Annotated in this window: 16 protein-coding genes; 9 read left to right on the forward strand and 7 right to left on the reverse strand. The window is 32.4% G+C overall.

Features of this window, described 5'->3' with window-relative positions; genetic code table 11:
* Window positions 1-894 precede the first annotated feature (894 nt).
* Together FOF46_RS09485 and FOF46_RS09490 are read left to right on the forward strand one after the other, a co-directional pair.
* The gene (locus FOF46_RS09485; RefSeq protein WP_143916283.1) at window positions 895-1632 is read left to right on the forward strand and encodes a sensor histidine kinase; all 738 of its coding nucleotides are present in this window, start codon (window positions 895-897) and stop codon (window positions 1630-1632) included.
* Complete coding sequence (locus FOF46_RS09490) at window positions 1629-2255, forward strand: response regulator (protein ID WP_109437220.1); 627 nt, start codon at window positions 1629-1631, stop codon at window positions 2253-2255. The genes FOF46_RS09485 and FOF46_RS09490 overlap by 4 nt, the downstream gene beginning before the upstream one ends.
* 68 nt (window positions 2256-2323) lie before the next feature.
* On the opposite strand, the gene FOF46_RS09495 is transcribed toward FOF46_RS09490, so the two are convergent.
* A complete protein-coding gene (locus FOF46_RS09495) occupies window positions 2324-4375 on the reverse strand; it encodes a dipeptidyl-peptidase 3 family protein (protein ID WP_143916284.1) in 2052 nt (683 codons plus the stop codon).
* A 93-nt stretch (window positions 4376-4468) separates the two neighbouring features.
* Between FOF46_RS09495 and FOF46_RS09500 the strand changes: the two genes are divergently transcribed.
* The 4 genes from FOF46_RS09500 to FOF46_RS09515 all read left to right on the forward strand — a co-directional run bounded on the left by FOF46_RS09500 (window position 4469) and on the right by FOF46_RS09515 (window position 7724).
* Window positions 4469-5503, forward strand: a complete 1035-nt coding sequence (locus tag FOF46_RS09500) for an SRPBCC family protein (protein WP_109437222.1) — start codon at window positions 4469-4471, stop codon at window positions 5501-5503.
* 61 nt (window positions 5504-5564) lie between these two features.
* On the forward strand, window positions 5565-5930 hold the full coding sequence (gene crcB, locus FOF46_RS09505; protein WP_109437223.1) for a fluoride efflux transporter CrcB: 366 nt from the start codon (window positions 5565-5567) through the stop codon (window positions 5928-5930).
* A 15-nt stretch (window positions 5931-5945) separates the two neighbouring features.
* The gene (locus FOF46_RS09510) at window positions 5946-6284 is read left to right on the forward strand and encodes a P-II family nitrogen regulator (protein ID WP_109437224.1); all 339 of its coding nucleotides are present in this window, start codon (window positions 5946-5948) and stop codon (window positions 6282-6284) included.
* Between the two features lie 303 nt (window positions 6285-6587).
* Entirely contained in the window at window positions 6588-7724 is a 1137-nt protein-coding gene (locus FOF46_RS09515) for a porin (RefSeq protein ID WP_109437262.1), read from the forward strand.
* A 71-nt stretch (window positions 7725-7795) separates the two neighbouring features.
* Here the strand turns inward: FOF46_RS09515 and FOF46_RS09520 are convergent, their stop codons facing one another.
* A complete protein-coding gene (locus tag FOF46_RS09520; RefSeq protein WP_109437225.1) occupies window positions 7796-8410 on the reverse strand; it encodes a DUF1684 domain-containing protein in 615 nt (204 codons plus the stop codon).
* A 136-nt stretch (window positions 8411-8546) separates the two neighbouring features.
* Between FOF46_RS09520 and FOF46_RS09525 the strand changes: the two genes are divergently transcribed.
* On the forward strand, window positions 8547-9761 hold the full coding sequence (locus FOF46_RS09525; RefSeq protein ID WP_143916285.1) for an MFS transporter: 1215 nt from the start codon (window positions 8547-8549) through the stop codon (window positions 9759-9761).
* A gap of 23 nt (window positions 9762-9784) precedes the next feature.
* A complete protein-coding gene (locus tag FOF46_RS09530; protein ID WP_143916286.1) occupies window positions 9785-10537 on the forward strand; it encodes a DJ-1/PfpI family protein in 753 nt (250 codons plus the stop codon).
* Between the two features lie 432 nt (window positions 10538-10969).
* Here the strand turns inward: FOF46_RS09530 and FOF46_RS09535 are convergent, their stop codons facing one another.
* Window positions 10970-12448 (reverse strand): hypothetical protein, encoded by a 1479-nt coding sequence (locus FOF46_RS09535; RefSeq protein ID WP_167571782.1) that lies wholly within the window; start codon window positions 12446-12448, stop codon window positions 10970-10972.
* Between the two features lie 250 nt (window positions 12449-12698).
* Complete coding sequence (locus FOF46_RS09540; RefSeq protein WP_109437229.1) at window positions 12699-13163, reverse strand: Lrp/AsnC family transcriptional regulator; 465 nt, start codon at window positions 13161-13163, stop codon at window positions 12699-12701.
* Between the two features lie 216 nt (window positions 13164-13379).
* On the opposite strand from FOF46_RS09540, the gene FOF46_RS09545 reads away from it, so the two are divergent.
* On the forward strand, window positions 13380-13763 hold the full coding sequence (locus tag FOF46_RS09545; protein WP_109437230.1) for a hypothetical protein: 384 nt from the start codon (window positions 13380-13382) through the stop codon (window positions 13761-13763).
* A gap of 8 nt (window positions 13764-13771) precedes the next feature.
* On the opposite strand, the gene FOF46_RS09550 is transcribed toward FOF46_RS09545, so the two are convergent.
* The 3 genes from FOF46_RS09550 to FOF46_RS09560 form a co-directional block, all read right to left on the reverse strand.
* Window positions 13772-14974, reverse strand: coding sequence for an alpha/beta hydrolase (locus tag FOF46_RS09550; RefSeq protein ID WP_143916288.1), 1203 nt, complete (start codon window positions 14972-14974; stop codon window positions 13772-13774).
* Window positions 14971-16299, reverse strand: a complete 1329-nt coding sequence (locus FOF46_RS09555) for an amidohydrolase family protein (protein ID WP_143916289.1) — start codon at window positions 16297-16299, stop codon at window positions 14971-14973. Before FOF46_RS09555 ends, FOF46_RS09550 begins: the two co-directional genes overlap by 4 nt.
* A gap of 65 nt (window positions 16300-16364) precedes the next feature.
* Entirely contained in the window at window positions 16365-17918 is a 1554-nt protein-coding gene (locus FOF46_RS09560; RefSeq protein WP_143916290.1) for an alanine/glycine:cation symporter family protein, read from the reverse strand.
* Between the last annotated feature and the right edge of the window lies 1 nt (window position 17919).

A 17919-nucleotide genomic window follows, 5' to 3' on the forward strand; every position in this document is an offset into this window, starting at 1 on the left:
TTGTGGGGGAATCATTAAGAAAAGGAAAAATTAAAAAGGACTAATAACAAAATTTAACTATTATTGCAAGATCTCTCTTAGTGGCACCATTTGACCGAAATAGGTGGCACAGTCACTCCGAAATAGCCAACATTCAGAAAATTATTAAAATTCACTTTCGGTAATCGAAAATTATTTGAGCTTCTAGATGAATATCTTGATATATATAATAATTATCTAAAAACCCCTACTGATAGTGCCTATTATGATTATTATAAATATACTAATATTTCATATCGAACAAATAAACCTTATATCAAAGAATATAAAAAGGCATTAAAATCAATCGAAAAGAAGAAAAATTACTTATTACAAGGAACGCTTTATCAAATTTTAGGAATTCAACAAAGTCATTTTAATAAAAAAAATGATAGTGCTATATATTATTTTAATAAAGCTACTGAAAAATATAATAAAGTTTCCGACTTAGACATAGAGAAAGAAGAAAAACTATTTGGAATCTATAATAACCTAGGAGTTGCATATAATTATAGTAATCAACCAAAAATTGCATTACAATATTTTGAGAAAGCGAACAAATACAAAATTCCTAAAAATAGTTTCTTAAAAAAATCTTATTTATATCTAGCCATAGCTGAAACTCATAAGAATCTCAAAAATTTTGATAGTGCATACCATTATATCAGTAAGGAAAAAGAAGCTCTAAAACAATTTAATGAATATGAAATTGCTCTAAAACTAAATGAGATAGAAACCAAATACCAAACAGTAGAAAAAGAAAAAAGAATAGTACAACTTCTTAATACCAACCTTAAAACTGAAGCTAGCCGAATACGAAACCGAAACTTTTTAATAGGTTCTATTTCTATTCTTATCGTAGGATTTATAATCGCATTGCTTATTTACAAAAACACCAGACGTAAACAACGTATAGCCGAACAGGAAAGACAAATTGAAATTCAAAAAACAGAAAAACTGCTCAAAGATCAGGAACTTACTGCTATTGATGCTATGATTTCTGGCCAGGAAAAAGAACGACAACGTTTAGCCAATGAGCTACATGATAATCTAGGAAGTACATTGGCCACCGTCAAACTTCATTTCCAGCACTTGACCAAAAATAGAAATAACTCAAAAATAGAAAACCTTGAAGAACTCTACGCTAAGACAGATCATTTGCTAGAAGAAGCATATCAAAAAGTAAGAACCATAGCTCATGAAAAAAATAGTGGTGTAATGGCCAATCAGGGATTATTACCTGCCATTAAAAAATTTGCAAAAAAAGCCTCTAATGGTGATGCGTTGCAAATCGTAGTACAAGATTATGGGTTGGAAGAACGATTGGATAATGCCTTAGAGATTTCAATCTTTAGAATGATACAAGAATTAATTACAAATATTATTAAACATGCCAACGCAACAGAAGTACATATTTCTTTAACCAATCATGATTCCCTGTTAAACATTATCATTGAGGATAATGGAAAAGGATTTGACACAAAAGTGATTTCTCAAAAAGACGGTATGGGATTAAGAACTATAGAAAAACGCATAGAACATCTCGAAGGAACCTTCGAAATTGATTCGACCATAGGAAAAGGAACTAATATCATCATAAATATACCGATATGATCACTATTGCAATAGCTGAAGATCACCAATCTCTTATCGACGGGGTAGAACTTCTTTTAAGATATGAAGAAGAAATATCTATTGTAGGAATGGCCAACGATGGAGAAGAATTGCTGGACATTGTTCGTAAAAAACAACCCAAGATAGTGTTAACCGATATTAGAATGCCTAAAATTGATGGGATTGCTGCAACCAAAATCATAAAAAAAGAATTTCCGCATACCAAAATTATTGCTTTTTCTATGTTTGATCAGGAAGATGCGATTAAGCAAATGGTTGATGCCGGAGCATCTGGATATTTATTAAAAAACTCACCGCTGGAAGAAGTGTTGAGTGCTATACATCAAGTAGTACAAGGAGAAACCTATTTTGATGCCGCTATCGATATATCTCTTTTCTCCGAAGATGGTAAACAGTCTGCCAAAAAGCAATTACTTTCTAAAAGTGAAAGAGAAATTTTAAAACTCATCGGACAAGGAAAAACCTCATCAGAAATTGCAGCGATACGTTTTAATTCAGTGTCTACCGTCGAAACTCATCGTAAAAACATTATTCGCAAACTCGGACTTCATGGCAAAGGAGAATTATTACGTTATGCAATCGAGAAAAAGTATAATTTTTAAGTTATTATAACAAAAAAAATCTCCTTTACTTTAGGTAAAGGAGATCTTTTTATGTTGAATATTATTTACTAGTTCACTTCTGGCAAAAAGTTATAATGCTTACTATACATCAACATTTGAGATACAAAATCTTCTGGTTGAGTAACATTAATTTTTGTGATTTCTCCATTTTCATCCATTTCAGGAACTAAAACAGGGTTTACAAAACCACTATAAGGAGCAGAAGTAAATTGTTCATTACGTTTTAATACCTCTGCATGAATTGCCTGATCAACTTTTACACCATAGCCTTCTACCAGCTCTTCGGCAGCTTTATAATCTCCTTCTGATTTTATACGTTGGGTTTCGCGTAATAAACGTCCAAAGATTTCACGTAACTTTTTATAATCATTAATATTATAATATGTTTTACCGTCTCTGGTTACTTTTTCGATTACATTATCCTTCTTTCCTTGTTCAAAAGACCATGCACTCACCCACTGTCGATTTCTCATATGTGCTTCTTCAACATCATCTCCAAGATTTAAACGTATAAGCTGTCCCAATAAACCATTTCTAATATAACCATCATAAGCAGCTTTTCCAGTTTTCTCCCAATCTTCTACTAATCCTAGTTCCTGTAATTTAGGATCCATTAAATAATATAAGCCTACTAAATCCGCACGACCTTCTTCCATTGTAGAGGCATAGTTCTTCAATGTTTCTTTAGTTTCACCTACTCCAGGGTTTAATTGTCCTGACGCATGTCCTACAACTTCATGCAAAGCAGTATGTAGTTTATCTCCTAACTGTCCATATTGTTCTTCTAGTTCAAACTCTTCATTATCATGTACAAATTCTTTTAAACGTCCAGAACCTCCAGCATTATTATACGCTCCTATAATATTTCCTAAGGATACTGACTTAGAACCTACTGCTGCTCTAATCCAATTTGCATTAGGTAAATTAACTCCGATTGGTGTACTTGGAGAGGCATCTCCTGCTTCTCCTGCAACAGCAACCACTTTATAAGAAACTCCAACGACACTATCTTTTTTATGTTCATCCATTAAAGGAGAATTATCTTCAAACCATTGTGCATTTTCTGATAATACAGACATTTTTTTAGACATATCAAAATCTTTTATCTGTACAATAGTCTCATATGATCCTCTATATCCAAGTGGGTCATTATACACCTCAATAAAACTGTTGATATAGTCAATATTACCTTCTGTAGCTGCTGTCCATGCTACATTATAATCATCCCAAGTTTGTAAATCCCCGGTTTTATAATATTCGATTAACAAACCTAATGCATCTCCCTGTGCTTTATTTTCTGCAACACCTTGCGCTTTTTCTAACCACTTAATGATTTCATCAATTGCAGCTCCATATAATCCTCCAGATTTATAAACTCTCTCTTTTAACGTTCCATTTTCTTTTACCAATTGAGAATTTAATCCAAATGACAATGGTTTATTTTTATCAGGAGATTTCATTTTTCCATAAAATGAGGTTACATCATCATTCGTTACCCCAGGGCCATAAAAATTAACCGCTGATAACGCTACATTATCAATTCCTTTTGCTTGATTCACTTTTTTAGCATCTTCATCATTAAAAATTGCTTCATAGACCTCTTTAGAAATCTCTGTACTTGTCGCAGCAAGTAAAGAACTTAAATAGTCCTGACTAAACTCTGGTTTGATTTTATCATTACTATAATGATGGTGTATCCCATTAGAAAACCAAACTCTTTTTAAGTATGTTTCAAAAGCCTTCCAGTCTTTAGAAGTTTTATTTCCATCATACGAGGTATAAATTTTCTCTAGTGCTTTTCGAATGGTAAGATTATGACGATAATTCTGATCCCACATAATATCTCTACCGCTCAATCCAGCTTGTGTAAGATAAAAAACCAGCTTTTGCTCTTTTAAAGTAAGATTATCCCAACCAGGAATCTGATACCTTAAAATTTTAAGGTCAGCAAATTGCTCGACCATATAATCAAACTTTTCCTCTACAACCTCTTGTACATCCTCTTGCTGATCACTCTGATCTGTCACTTTAGGATCTTTTTTACATGCGATTAGCAGACTCGCAACAGTAATAAAAAATAATATTCTATTGAGTTTCATTTGTTTTATTTTATTGTTTTTGACAAATGTAACAAAATAAAAGGATGTTAAATTTGTTTATATTAGCTGATCAAACAATCAAAACTAACTAACATGAAAATAATAAAGTATTTATTTTTTCTGCTATTACTAGTAGTCATTGGTGGCGCGGTTTATGTCGCTACAATTAATGGCGAATACCAAGCAGAAGAAAGCAGAATAATAGAAGCTCCCGATGAATTATTATTTAGTACTATTAATGAATATAAAACTTGGGAGAAGTGGGGTCCATGGATGGATGAATCTGATGATCTGGTTATGGAATACCCTGAAAAAACAAGTGGTGAAGGAGGATCTTATACCTGGAGAAGCGAGACACAAGGTGATGGTAAAATTGAAACTAAAAAAGTGTTACCCTTCACCAGTATAGATCAAAAAATCACATTTATTACTCCAATGGGAGAAAGTAAAAGTGATGTATACTGGAAGTTTGAAAAAATTGAAGGTAAAAAAACAAAAGTCACCTGGGGAATGAAAGGTAAGCAGTCTTTTATGGAAAAAGCATTTTGGGCTACTCAAGATAGCAGTTTATCGCAAACAATAAAACCAATGTATGCAAGAGGACTAGAAAAGCTCGATGCTTATGTAAATGGTGAGATGAAAAAATATGCGATTCATGTTGACGGCGTTACAGAACATGAAGGAGGATTTTATATGTATAGTGCAACTACATCTTCAATTGCCGTAATTTCAGAAAAAATGGCAGAAATGATACCTGCTGTTAGCACATACATGAGACAAAATAATCTTCCACAAACCGGAATGCCGTTGACGATATACAATGAGTATAATGTAGAGCAAGGTACTGCCATTTTCTCAACAGCTATTCCAACACGAGACAAAGTAGTAACTCCAGAAGAAGGTGCAATACAATGTGACTTCCTGCCTAAACAAAAAGTTGTAAAAACTACACTTAAAGGAGACTACACAAATCTTAAAGAAGCATGGGAAGCTGGCTACAAGTATATCGCCGAAAATGGTCTTGAACCTAATACAGAATCTCCGGCTTTTGAAGTGTATCGAGAAGAACCAACATTGCAGCCTAATCCTGCAGAATGGGTTACAGAAATTTATATTCCCATAAAATAAAAACTTTATATAAACTGTATTTTACCAAATGATGTAAAATGCAGTTTTAATTTTACCAGTAATGAAGCAAATACTATTAGTATTTATCGGGGGAGGCACAGGAAGTATAGCTCGTTATCTAATTAGTAAATATCTAAATAGTACAGCAACCGGAATTCCTTATGGAACCTTTACAGCTAATATATTAGGTAGTCTATTAATTGGAATTATTTTAGGACTAGCTCTTAAAAATAATGCCATATCCCAAAATGCAGTTGCATTATTAGCAACAGGTTTCTGTGGAGGCTTTACTACTTTTTCTACATTTGCATATGAAAACCATATGTTACTAAAATCTGGAGATTTCATTACTTTCTTTGCATATACAATTGGTTCTTTTGTTATTGGATTCCTTTTTGTATTTTTAGGAATGTTCCTTGTAAAATAAACCGATATTGTAATCATGAAAAAAATCGAAGCTATTATCCGCAAATCAAGATTCAAAGCTGTTAAGGATGCGCTACATGAGATTGAAGTAAATTTCTTTACATATTGGGATGTTACTGGAGTCGGTAACGAAAAAAAAGGACAAACATACAGGGGAATTTCTTACAGTACTTCTGATATCCAACGTAGATACCTTTCTATTGTTGTCTCTGATGAATTTGAAGAAAAAACGATTCAGACCATTATTGAAGCCTCAAAAACAGGCGAAGTCGGTGATGGTAAAATTTTTGTATCAGACATACAAAATGTATATCGAATCAGAACCGAAGAAAAAGGTGAACAAGCTCTAAGCTGATTTTTTCTAATTATTCATAATTTTATCTCCTTCATCTTAGTTTTTACAATTTTTAGCATCTAAAATGTTATAATTAGATTTACTTATCTCTTTATTTTCCTTAAAAACTCTTAAAAATCCAAAAAAGAGACTTTTAAATTCTTAAAAATTACACAAATAAACATTAAACCTTAATTTTTTTAGGGTAAAAAATCAAAAAAGCATAAAAATACAAGCATACCCCCTATTTTTTATTGGGGTAAAATTCTTTTGACATAGTTTTACAGTTCCAATTAAAAACAATTACAATAATTAATGTTTATTATGAAAACAAAAACTGTAACAAATTTTTTAAGAAAAGTAGGTCTTGTTGCTTTGGCTCTTGTGAGCTTCACCACAATTGCACAAGAAGAGGAAGAAAAAAAATGGTTTGATAATTTCTCTGTGAATGGATCTGTAGACGGATATTTTAGATATAATATCGGAGCTCCTAATGAGTCAGATGATTTTGACGGCGATGCTAGTACTGACGATTCATTTATTGCTCCTGGAACTTCTTTTGCAAATCAATCTGGTTTTGCGTTAGGTATGGCTAACCTGATTTTAGGGTATGAAGGTGAAAAAGTTGGTTTTGTAGCTGATCTTGTATTTGGACAAAGAGGAGAAGATGCTGTATTTAATTCTGATGGTTCGGCGCAAATTGTCAATCAATTATATGCATATTGGAATGTTTCTGATAAAGTTAAACTTACTGTTGGTAACTTTAATACTTTTCTAGGGTATGAAGTAATTTCTCCAACAGGAAACTTTAACTACTCTACTTCTTACATGTTCTCATATGGTCCTTTTTCTCATACCGGTTTAAAAGCAGATTTTGCACTTAGTGAAAAGTGGTCTGCAATGCTTGCTGTTATGAATCCTACTGATTATACAGAAAACAATCCTTTTGACACATACATTGTTGGTGCACAATTAGGATACTCTACTGATAGTGGAAGTGCATTTCTTAACTTTAGATATGGTAATGAAGGAGATACAGATGAAGTAGATCCTACTTTTCAGGTAGATCTTACTACAGGATGGGATGTATCTGAAGATTTTTATCTTGGTATAAATACTACATACCTATCTACCGAACCACAAGGAGATGGAGATGCTTCAGGTTTCTACGGAGTAGCACTTTACCCACAATACAAAACTTCAGAAAAATTTACTATCGGACTAAGAGGAGAATATTTCTCTGTATATAATGGGGGATTAACAGGTGTTATTGGATTAGACTCAGAAAATGATGGTGATGTTATTGCAGCAACATTAACAGGAAGTTATGCTATTGGTGATTTAACACTTAAACCAGAATTAAGATTAGATTCTGCTTCAGAAGATTCATTTTTGGATAATGATCGTGAAGCTACAAAAAGTCTTTCTTCTTTTGTGTTAGGCGCGATCTATAAGTTTTAATATATATTTTTAGTCAATATATTATTTGTTTAAAGCAAAAAGCGTTCTGAAGATTCAGGACGCTTTTTATTTTATTCATTTTCAGGATATTTCTTATATTTTTTAACCCCGGCAAGTATCTTCACATCCAGATGATTTTCTTCGGGAGGGATTGGACAAGAATACCGATCATTATATGCGCAATACGGATTATAAGCGGTATTAAAATCAATTAGAATTGATTCTCCTTCGGGTATTTTGAGATCTATAAAACGTCCTCCACTATAACTTGATTCCTCATTTGACAAATCAGTAAAAGGAAGAAACAAATAGTCTTCATATTCGGGTTGAGTTTTTAATCCCTGATTTTGATATATACACAATACATATTCTTTTTCTTGAAGTATAAATCTTGCTTCTCCATATTTTACATACAAAGGTTCTGCCCCTGTAGTAGTTTTCATTATAAATGGAGTCTCATAAGGAGTACGCTCAAATTTTGCTTTAATACAAAGCGAGGTATCTATTTTAAAAAATTCTAGTTTCTTAAAACGTTTAAAATCTTTTGTAGTTAATGGTGAAATTTCTTCAGAAGAAAACTCTCTATTGATCTTTTCCTGAAAAGACAATATTCTTTTAATTGCCGTAGAATCCTGAGCAATAGTATTTCCTGTGAAAAATATAAGTAACAATAATAACCTAAACACTTCCCTTTTGTTTTTTTGCAAAAGTACAATTTACAATTAGTTAACTAATTAATTTTAATAAAATTGTACCCAAATAATAGATAAAAAGCTACTTTTACTCCTTAAATTCAAGGGAACAACACAAATCATCAATTCATTGCGCAAGATTTTACTTCAATATATTGATTCTTTTTCTGGACTATCAAAAGAAGTATGGTGGTTAGCATTAATTACATTAATCAATCGGGCTGGAGCAATGGTAATTCCATTTTTATCCCTCTATCTCACCGATGATTTAGATTTTTCATTAGAACAAGTAGGTTGGATCATGACTAGTTATGGCTTAGGTTCATTTACAGGAGCTTGGCTTGGAGGTAAACTAAGTGATCAGATTGGGTATTATAAAGTCATCCTCACCTCTCTTATGTTAACCGGGGTTTCATTTCTTGCTATTCAGTATTTTTCTAGTTTCTGGAGTATTTGTATTGGTTTCTTTATTCTTATTGCCATCGCTGATATGGCTAGACCCGCTTTTTTTGTTGCATTAAGCGCTTATAGTAAACCCGAAAATAAAACACGATCATTAACTTTTATACGGCTAGCTATTAATCTTGGATTCTCAGCAGGACCAGCACTTGGCGGTCTTATCATTACATCTATTGGATATAACGGTCTATTTTGGGTAGACGGAATCACTTGCATTATAGCAGGTTTTGTAATGATACAAACGCTTAACCCTAAAAAAGCCAAAGAGCAAGACAAAGAAATTGTTGTTAAAAACCCTATAAAACCTTATAAGGATGGCATCTATATCATATTCTTAATTGCACTTGCTTTATTTGGTTTTATATTTGTTCAATATTTCTCTACGTTACCTTTATATTATAAAGAAATACATAAGTTATCTGAAGAAAAAATTGGTCTTTTACTCGCCTTAAATGGTGCACTTATATTCTTTTTTGAAATGCCTCTAATTGCGTATTTAGAAAAATCTAGATTTTCAAAAATAGGGAATGTAATCAATGGTTTTATCTATACCGGAATAAGCTTCGCTCTTTTATTAGTTACACCTTGGGCAGGAATTCTAGTTGTGGGAATGATCATAGCTACGCTGGGAGAAATGGTTGCTTTTCCATTTGGAAACGCTTTTGCATTGGATCGAGCAAAAAAAGGAAGACAAGGTGCATATATGGGCTTATATAGCATGTCATTTTCTGCAGCTCATATTTTTGGGCATAATTCTGGAATGCAATTTATAAATCAATATGGATATAACAACACCTGGATTTTTATGACTTGTATTGCCGTTTTAGGAACATTTTTACTTTACATTGTAAAACAAAAAATTACTAAGGAAAAAAGTACTGATTAAACTTCTATTTAAAATCTAGATTCATGAAAAATTTCATTTTGGTTCTCCTTACCCTATTTCTTTTTGGATGTACTCAGGTACAACAAGAAAAAAAACAAATCATCAAGGAAGAAAAAATAACCGAAAAGAAGACGTTTCCAAAATTAGAACCCAATCGATATAACGTTGCTTTTTTGATTATGGACGGAACGTACAATACAGAATTCACCGCTCCTTATGATATTTTTCAACATACACAGTATCGAAAGAATATTAAACAAATGAATGTTTTTACGGTAGCAAATACTGATCTGCCAATAACTACCTTTGAAGGTGTAAAAATTATTCCTGATTATAATTATCTTAAAGATTCTTTACCTCATATTGATATTTTGGTAGTTCCCAGTGCAGAGCATCACCTCGATACCGACTTAGATGATCATGCCATGATTGAATTTATAAAACAAGTGGACAGTAAAGCTACATTTATGACTTCACATTGCGATGGAGCTTTTGTTTTGGCAAAAGCAGGAGTCTTAGACACTATAGTTTCTACAACATTTCCTAGTGATATTGATAAAATGCGTGCCATGTTTCCAAAATTGGATATCAGAAAAGAAGTATTATTTGTTCATGATGGAAAATACATAACCTCTGCAGGAGGTGCTAAAAGCTTCGAAGCCGCTCTCTACTTATGTGAATTCTTATACGGCCCTGAGATAGCACAATCATTAGCAGGAGGTTTAGTCATTGATTGGAAACTTGAAGATGTACCTCATCTAATAATAAATAAGTAAAGCTTTAGAAATAATTTGATTTATCTTGACTCCAAGAACAGAAGTCATTTCTATTCATACAAATCATAGAGAACATATATAATTCATACTTTCTTACCAGTATTTTTACATTTAAATAAAGGAGTAAGGTGGGTAAAAAAAATGAAAGCGTTCAATGAACGCTTTCAGTCTTTAGGGCAAATTACGTACTCTCTTTAGTTTCAAGATTTGGGGTCTTTAGACTAATGTCCTCACACCTAATTCGACCCTGATGTATTCCAAACTAATATTTTAATTTATATCGTCATACAAGTTAAAATGTTAGTTTTTGGCCATACATCAAAGTTTTTTATTGATGATGTAAATATAGTGTAAAAAAATTGTTAATTCAAAAAAAATAACGACAAAAAACACAATAAATCGATGAAATACACAAAATTTTATGATTTCAGCTTAATTTGAAAACAAATATTTAGAAGTACCGAGGTATTTTTTTATGAGTTCGTTGTATTCTTTAGAGAGTTTCAAAGCCAGAGTACCTTCGATAACATAAAGCGCATCTACATCTTTATATCCATTTTGTAACATTTTTTCTAAATAGAATAAAGCAGTTTCATAATCTTGATCTTGAGCACTTAGAGAAATGATTTTTTTATACGATTCAAAATCTTGTTCATCTACAATTGTACTCAGTATATTAAGAAATAGTCTTTTTACCAGATATTTGTTATTATCTTTTAATAATTCTGCTTTATAAGCATCCACCAGATATTTTAAATACCCCTTTGCCCTAAGCCCTGTATCATGAGCATATTTTTCTTTATTCTGAACCAATGTATCGACTAATGACATTTGATATTTCCACCAACCTAGATTTTCAAAATCTTCTATTTCAACATCTTCTTCAAGAGCAAACATATATTTTTCTCTAATTAGCCTTTCTTTATAATTATATTTAGACTCTAATCGTTTTTCACGTTTATATTCTTTGCGCTTTTTAATTTCCTTTTGTTCTTCTTTCAAATAACTTGTATTAAAAAACATACCGTATTTAATTCGGATTCTCTTGAGTTCTTCATTTGCGAATAAAAACTCTCCTTTGCCTATATAGGAATCAACCTCTGCTAAATCTCTTTTGAACAAACGCTGAACCCTGATAGAATCCTTTGGTATTCTACCTTTGAGCATCGCTTGAAGCGTAAAAGTAGAAAGTGCTTTATTTATAATCCTTTGATTAGGTAATTTGGATGTATCATTGTAGACAAAAACATCTGCTGGAATTGCTTTACTTTTAAGATATGCTTTATTATTAAAAAAGTCTCTATATCTATAATTAGAAGTATTCACCACACCCAAATAAGAAAAACTCTTTTTAATTCTTACACTCGAATTATAATAATAACTATCTCCTATAGCAATAACCCCCGCAATTTCATCAGAATATAATGCTGGTAATAGGCTTACAATTTTAGCATCATCTCCAAAAGCAGTAACATAGACTCTTCTCTTTTGAATTGAAAAAAGAGAATGAACATAGTCCATAAAAGTTAGCATATATTCAACTTTTTCTTTTGGTTTCTGATGTTCTAAAACATCTGCAATAACCACAATATAACCATATTCTTCTGCAGCTGCTTTATATAATCTTGTGATCCCTCCTGTTTTTCCAGAAGAATCAAAACCAAGTAATAAAGGCCAACTTTTGCTTGTATCGAAAGTTTTTGGGAGATAAACACTAAACATACCCTTTGTAGAAGGTACGGATAAGGAATCCATTACTATTCCTTTTTTAAGTGTAAGCTTGTTTTGTCCATACCCCAGTGAAGAAAGACATAGTATACTAAGAATAAGATATTGTTTCAAGAAAGAAAACGGCACGATATAATTAAGTTTTATACCAAAATAATGCAAAAAAGATGCCTTTATGCACATTTTAGTAGTAATTTATAAAATTTTGTAATGTATCAACTTAAGAATTCAGATTTTTTCAATAAAATACCCATATCTTTTCTTTATAACAAGTGTTTAAACAACATTACTTTCAAAGAAAAAAACGCCTAAATTCCTTCAGACGTTTTTTATCTTTCCCTTGTACTCTCTTTAGTTTCCCTAACTAATGTCCTCACACAAGATAAAGATGGTTCATCGTACAAATATATACACAAATCTCATGCCAAAAAATTTAAATTTCTAATTCATTTAAGCCTGAAGAATTAGTAATAGGGTTACTCTCTATGAGATTAGAAAGTACGATATGAGTTTTAACTTCTCCATAGGTAATAAGACTATCAATAAATTCTTGTAAATGCATTTGATCACGTAAAACCACCTCCATGATTATATTTTCATTACCAGTGATTCTATAACAATTCATTACTTCTTTATATGTTGCCACTTTAATTAAAAAAGGTTGTAATCTTCCCATAAAAGCACGTAGTGTAATAATAGCTTTTAACTGGTATCCTGTTTTTGTGTATGAAACTTCAGCTCTATACCCTTTTAAAATACCATAATCTTCCATTTTTTTGATTCTTTCAGCCACAGCTGGAGAACTTAAACCAACTTTTCTTCCTATTTCTGCATTAGACAACCTTGCATTTTTCTGTAAGCATTGTAAAATACCCCAATTGGTAGCATCTATTTTCATACTGTATTTTTAATATTTCTTGCTTGAACTCCCTTTATACATTTGCAATCAAAATGATTACTATACCTGGTAATAATTACACACTCCATTACTTTATTTTTGATTTTAAATCAAAAATACTATTTATAATTAATAGTTAAGGTAAATAACCCTTTACTCTTTAATTTCAAAAGAAAAAGTATTAGAAATTACTTTATTTTTGGAGAACGAAATATTATGAGACGAAAACCGAGAAATAAGAGATTGTATAAAAAGGCTTTAGAAATATTTACGCTTTCGCGAAGTATTTCAAGCTATCTTGTTCATGACTTAGCTCACCTTCAAAGTAATGGAAGTGAAGATCCTCATATTTATTTTACAGGTGATATTATTCGACAATCGGATGCTTTGGCCCCTAAAATTATAACTGCAGAAAATCAAACCTTTCAGGATGATCGTATTCGTCATGCTAATTCTTTAATACACATTACTAATAGACTTTACAAAAATTGTGAACGCCTGGAACAATCAGAAAGTAATGGTAAAGAATTTTTAGTTTTATTACGTAAGGAACTAAGAAAATTTAAACGTCTGCAACATCATTGGTTAATGACCTTATAGCTATTATCTCAACCATTTTTTATCAAATTCTGGATAAACCATCTTACGGATTGTATCACAAAATTGTTTTCTAATCTATTTACCTGGTTAAGATTAGGGCTACTCTTCTCATAAGCTCTAGCAAAGATTTTATATCGCATTCGCATTCCCATTTTTTGGATTTCAGAATCTTTAGAATTTTCTAACTTTCTCAATTTACCAAGTTCTCTTTCCCACCATGAAAAATTAACCTTTTTGGGATTTTTATAATCTTCAGAAAAGCGTAAGTTAAATTTATCGGTTTGTTTTATTTCTTCTTCTAATACTTTTGACAATGAATTTATAGTTTTGATATATAGCTTATCTTTTTTAAGGTTTTTGAGCTTAGTTTTTATACTATCCAAATCATAAAAAGATTGATATGTATCTAAGAGTCGTTGGTAGTTTTCAATGGTCTGAAGTCGTCGTTCATTTTTCTCTGCTTCTACTGCTACCGCATAATTACTTTGATAACTTTTATAAATCTGTTCGTCTGTTTTTGTTTTTTTACCTTTTTTATATGCTTGTATTTCCAGCCAATCAAATGCTTTTAAAATTTCTTCTTCGTGTGGCCAACTATGATTTCCATTATACGTTATTAAAGTCTGAGTAAAATTAAAGTTCTGCAAATATCTTTTTGTTTTTATCATTTCCACATAATTCATATCCTCATTTCCACAAATAGCTGCATAGGAAAACTTCTGTGTAGAAGGAACATGATTGGGATTACTAGAAAAACCAGCTCCGCAAGCTACTACTCCTGCAATTTTATTGGTTAATACCGCAATAGTAGAAGCCAATCGTGAACCTCCTGAAAATCCAGCTAAAAAAACCTGGTTTTCTCGAATTTGAAAATTCGAAAATGTAAAATCAAATAATCTATCGGTGATATCAAAATTTCGTTCATAAGGACCATTTCTTGTATTATTAGAGCATACTAAAATATAGTTATACCTCTCAGATGCTTTGATAAAAGGTTTAATACCTACTTTACCTCTAGCTGCGGGATCAAAAATATACACAACAGAAGACGGTTGCGTATGATTAAAAGATTGAGGAAGATATAGGGCAAAAGTTTCTTTAGTACTTTCAGAAATCTTTATTGAATCAATAATTTTACCAATTTCAAAGGTGTCCTGAGCATTTCCAAGAACTATAAAACCTAATAAAAAAACAGATACTTTTAGTTTCATTTATACCGTTTCCCTTTTTTAATTATAATATCTACATCCTGTAATATATTAATATGACGAAGTACATCACCTTTTACAGCAATGATATCGGCATATTTTCCTTCGGTAACAGTTCCTACTTTATCAGCAACCCCCATCCATAATGACGGCCAATAGGTAGCTGCTCGTATTGCATACATTGGATCTATTCCGAATTCATTAACCCAAACATCTAATTCGTTCCAAGTTGATTGGCTATGAAATTTCATCGGAATACCACTATCTGTTCCTATCATCAACACTACTCCTGCATCCATCAATTGCTTAACTTTAGTTTCTAATGTTGGTTTACGAATTGGAGTGAGTTGAAAATATGGTAATCGATCTTTATGAGTAAAACTATTTTTTATGTCTGCAACAATCGTATCGTGTAATCCTCTATGCCAGGAATCATTATCTAAATGTTCTCCATTATCACGAACATATTCATAATTATATAATCCTTCTACAGTAGGGCACCAAAACATGGGTCCAAGATTCATTTGAGCGGTACGCTCTTTAATTCCTTCTATCACATCATCAGGATATCTTGGAGCTGAAGATAGTCCCGTATGCTCAAAGCAATCTACACCAGCCTTTAGTCCCATTCTTATCTCTTGTGGACGATGACCATGAGCTACTACCTTTAATTTATATTTATGAGCTGTATCCACCACAGCTTGTAGTTCTGCTGTAGTCATTTGATCCTGATCTATAAGCTTAATACAATCAACTCCTGCATCGACTAATTTTTTTATTTTTTTTCTGGCATCCTCTACTCCATTTATTCCCCATCTAAAAGCTTCGGTCCCGGGATACGGTTTTTTTTGTATAAATGGTCCTGAAACATAAAGGGTGGCTCCCGGAATCTCTCCTTTATTAATTCGATCTCTTACAGCTATACTTTCTTTTAGTGGTGCGCCTAAATCCCTGGCGCTAGTTACTCCAGCCATTAGTAATTGCTCTGCAGAAGAAGGCATAATAACATTTTCTAACAGCGGCGGATATGTCTTATCCCAATATGCATAATCAGCATGACCATTAATCATTGTATGTACGTGCATATCCCAAAGTCCTGGCAGTACAGACATGCCTTCTGTAGAAATCACTTCTGCATTTTTTGGTATTTGTAATGTTTTTAAGGAACCTACGGCTTTAATTTTCTCGCCTTCAATAAGGATTACACTATTTTGTATTGGAGTAGACCCATATCCATCTATTAGAGTGCCCCCTACCAAAGCTTTTAATGGCTGTTGCTGCGCAAATGAAATCGTAGTTACGAAGACCGCTAAAAGTAATTTTTGCATGATGAGTTGTGTTTCTATAAAGATAAAGAAATTCAAAAAAAATACCACCATACTGAGTATGATCACTAACTCATCATCTTTTTGATATTTTTCTTATACCTTTTTAGTTCTTCTTTTACTTTATCACTCAACAAAAACAAACCTATCATATTAGGTACCATCATTGCAAAAACCATGGCATCACTAAAATCGGTCACTGCATTTAATGTTGCAGCAGCACCTATCACCGTAAAGCAACAAAATATAAACTTATAAAGATATTCTGTTCGTTTACCTCTTCCAAAAAGATAGCTCCAGGCCTGGTAACCATAATATGACCATGCAATCATAGAAGAGAAAGCAAAAAGTAATACCGCAATAGTAAGCAGATATGGAAACCATGAAACACCACTCTCTAGTGCAGAAGCAGTGAGAAGAACTCCTTGCTCATCGCTGATTTCGACACCTGTTTGAATTTGCCCTGTAATAATCAAAACCAATGCAGTCATAGTACACACTATCACAGTGTCGATAAAAGGCTCGAGTAATGCTACGAGCCCTTCACTCGCAGGAAAACGTGTTTTTACAGCACTATGCGCAATAGAAGCACTACCTACTCCTGCTTCATTACTAAAAGCTCCGCGTCTAAATCCCTGAATTAATACACCTACAAAACCTCCTAGCACTCCTTCTGGATGAAAAGCACCATCCCAGATCGCCCCAAAAGCAGCGGGAATAGCTGAGCTATATAGTACTAAAACGGTAAGTACTGCTCCAATGTAAATTAATACCATAAAAGGTACAATCTTATCGGTAACACTTGCTATTTTTTTAATTCCGCCAATAATAACAACCCCTACCAATATTGCCATAATAACTCCAAACACCCAACCCTGACCATGTAATATGGAATTATCTGAAATTACAACATGATTAAGCAATTTAAAAGCCTGATTTACCTGAAACATGTTTCCACCACCAAAAGATCCTCCAATACACATAACCGCAAATAGCACTGATAAGACCTTACCTAATTTTGCATATCCTTTTTCTTTAAGTCCTTTGGTCAGATAATACATTGGCCCTCCAAATACCTTTCCCTCATTATTGATCTCTCTATATTTGACCCCAAGAGTACATTCTACAAATTTTGAAGACATTCCTAATACCCCAACTACTACCATCCATAATGTCGCTCCGGCACCACCAATAGATAATGCAATGGCTACACCTGCAATATTTCCAAGTCCTACAGTTGCAGAAACGGCAGTAGTTAATGCTTGAAAATGACTTACCTCTCCATTTGTATCTTTATTATCATTTTTTGCCTTAGTATCTTTTGATGATATATTAGGAGAAGGTGTATAAAACATTTCTTGTTCTGAGTTTTCTAAAGCATCATATTTACCTCTAACTACATTTATTGCAGTAAAAAAACTTCTGATATTAACGAACTTAAAATATATTGTAAAATAACTCGCACCTAATATCAATACCACTAGAACCCAAGGAATTCCAATTGTTGATGTTATAGGTATTTCAGCTAAAATGGCATCTACAAACCAACTGGTAGCTTCTCCAAAGACATGATCAATATTTTTATCTAAATTTTGTTCTGAAATAATATAAGGAAATAACATA

Source organism: Aquimarina algiphila (genome assembly GCF_007489275.1).
GTDB classification, from domain to species: domain Bacteria; phylum Bacteroidota; class Bacteroidia; order Flavobacteriales; family Flavobacteriaceae; genus Aquimarina; species Aquimarina algiphila.

Bases quoted from the DNA above. Each gene is read 5' to 3' on its own strand.
- FOF46_RS09490 (WP_109437220.1), top strand. From the start codon at position 1,629: ATGATCACTATTGCAATAGCTGAAGATCACCAATCTCTTATCGACGGG.
- FOF46_RS09495 (WP_143916284.1), bottom strand. From the start codon at position 4,375: ATGAAACTCAATAGAATATTATTTTTTATTACTGTTGCGAGTCTGCTA.
- FOF46_RS09500 (WP_109437222.1), top strand. From the start codon at position 4,469: ATGAAAATAATAAAGTATTTATTTTTTCTGCTATTACTAGTAGTCATT.
- crcB (WP_109437223.1), top strand. From the start codon at position 5,565: ATGAAGCAAATACTATTAGTATTTATCGGGGGAGGCACAGGAAGTATA.
- FOF46_RS09510 (WP_109437224.1), top strand. From the start codon at position 5,946: ATGAAAAAAATCGAAGCTATTATCCGCAAATCAAGATTCAAAGCTGTT.
- FOF46_RS09515 (WP_109437262.1), top strand. From the start codon at position 6,588: ATGAAAACAAAAACTGTAACAAATTTTTTAAGAAAAGTAGGTCTTGTT.
- FOF46_RS09530 (WP_143916286.1), top strand. From the start codon at position 9,785: ATGAAAAATTTCATTTTGGTTCTCCTTACCCTATTTCTTTTTGGATGT.
- FOF46_RS09535 (WP_167571782.1), bottom strand. From the start codon at position 12,448: ATGTGCATAAAGGCATCTTTTTTGCATTATTTTGGTATAAAACTTAAT.
- FOF46_RS09540 (WP_109437229.1), bottom strand. From the start codon at position 13,163: ATGAAAATAGATGCTACCAATTGGGGTATTTTACAATGCTTACAGAAA.
- FOF46_RS09545 (WP_109437230.1), top strand. From the start codon at position 13,380: ATGAGACGAAAACCGAGAAATAAGAGATTGTATAAAAAGGCTTTAGAA.
- FOF46_RS09550 (WP_143916288.1), bottom strand. From the start codon at position 14,974: ATGAAACTAAAAGTATCTGTTTTTTTATTAGGTTTTATAGTTCTTGGA.
- FOF46_RS09555 (WP_143916289.1), bottom strand. From the start codon at position 16,299: ATGCAAAAATTACTTTTAGCGGTCTTCGTAACTACGATTTCATTTGCG.
- FOF46_RS09560 (WP_143916290.1), bottom strand. From the start codon at position 17,918: ATGTTATTTCCTTATATTATTTCAGAACAAAATTTAGATAAAAATATT.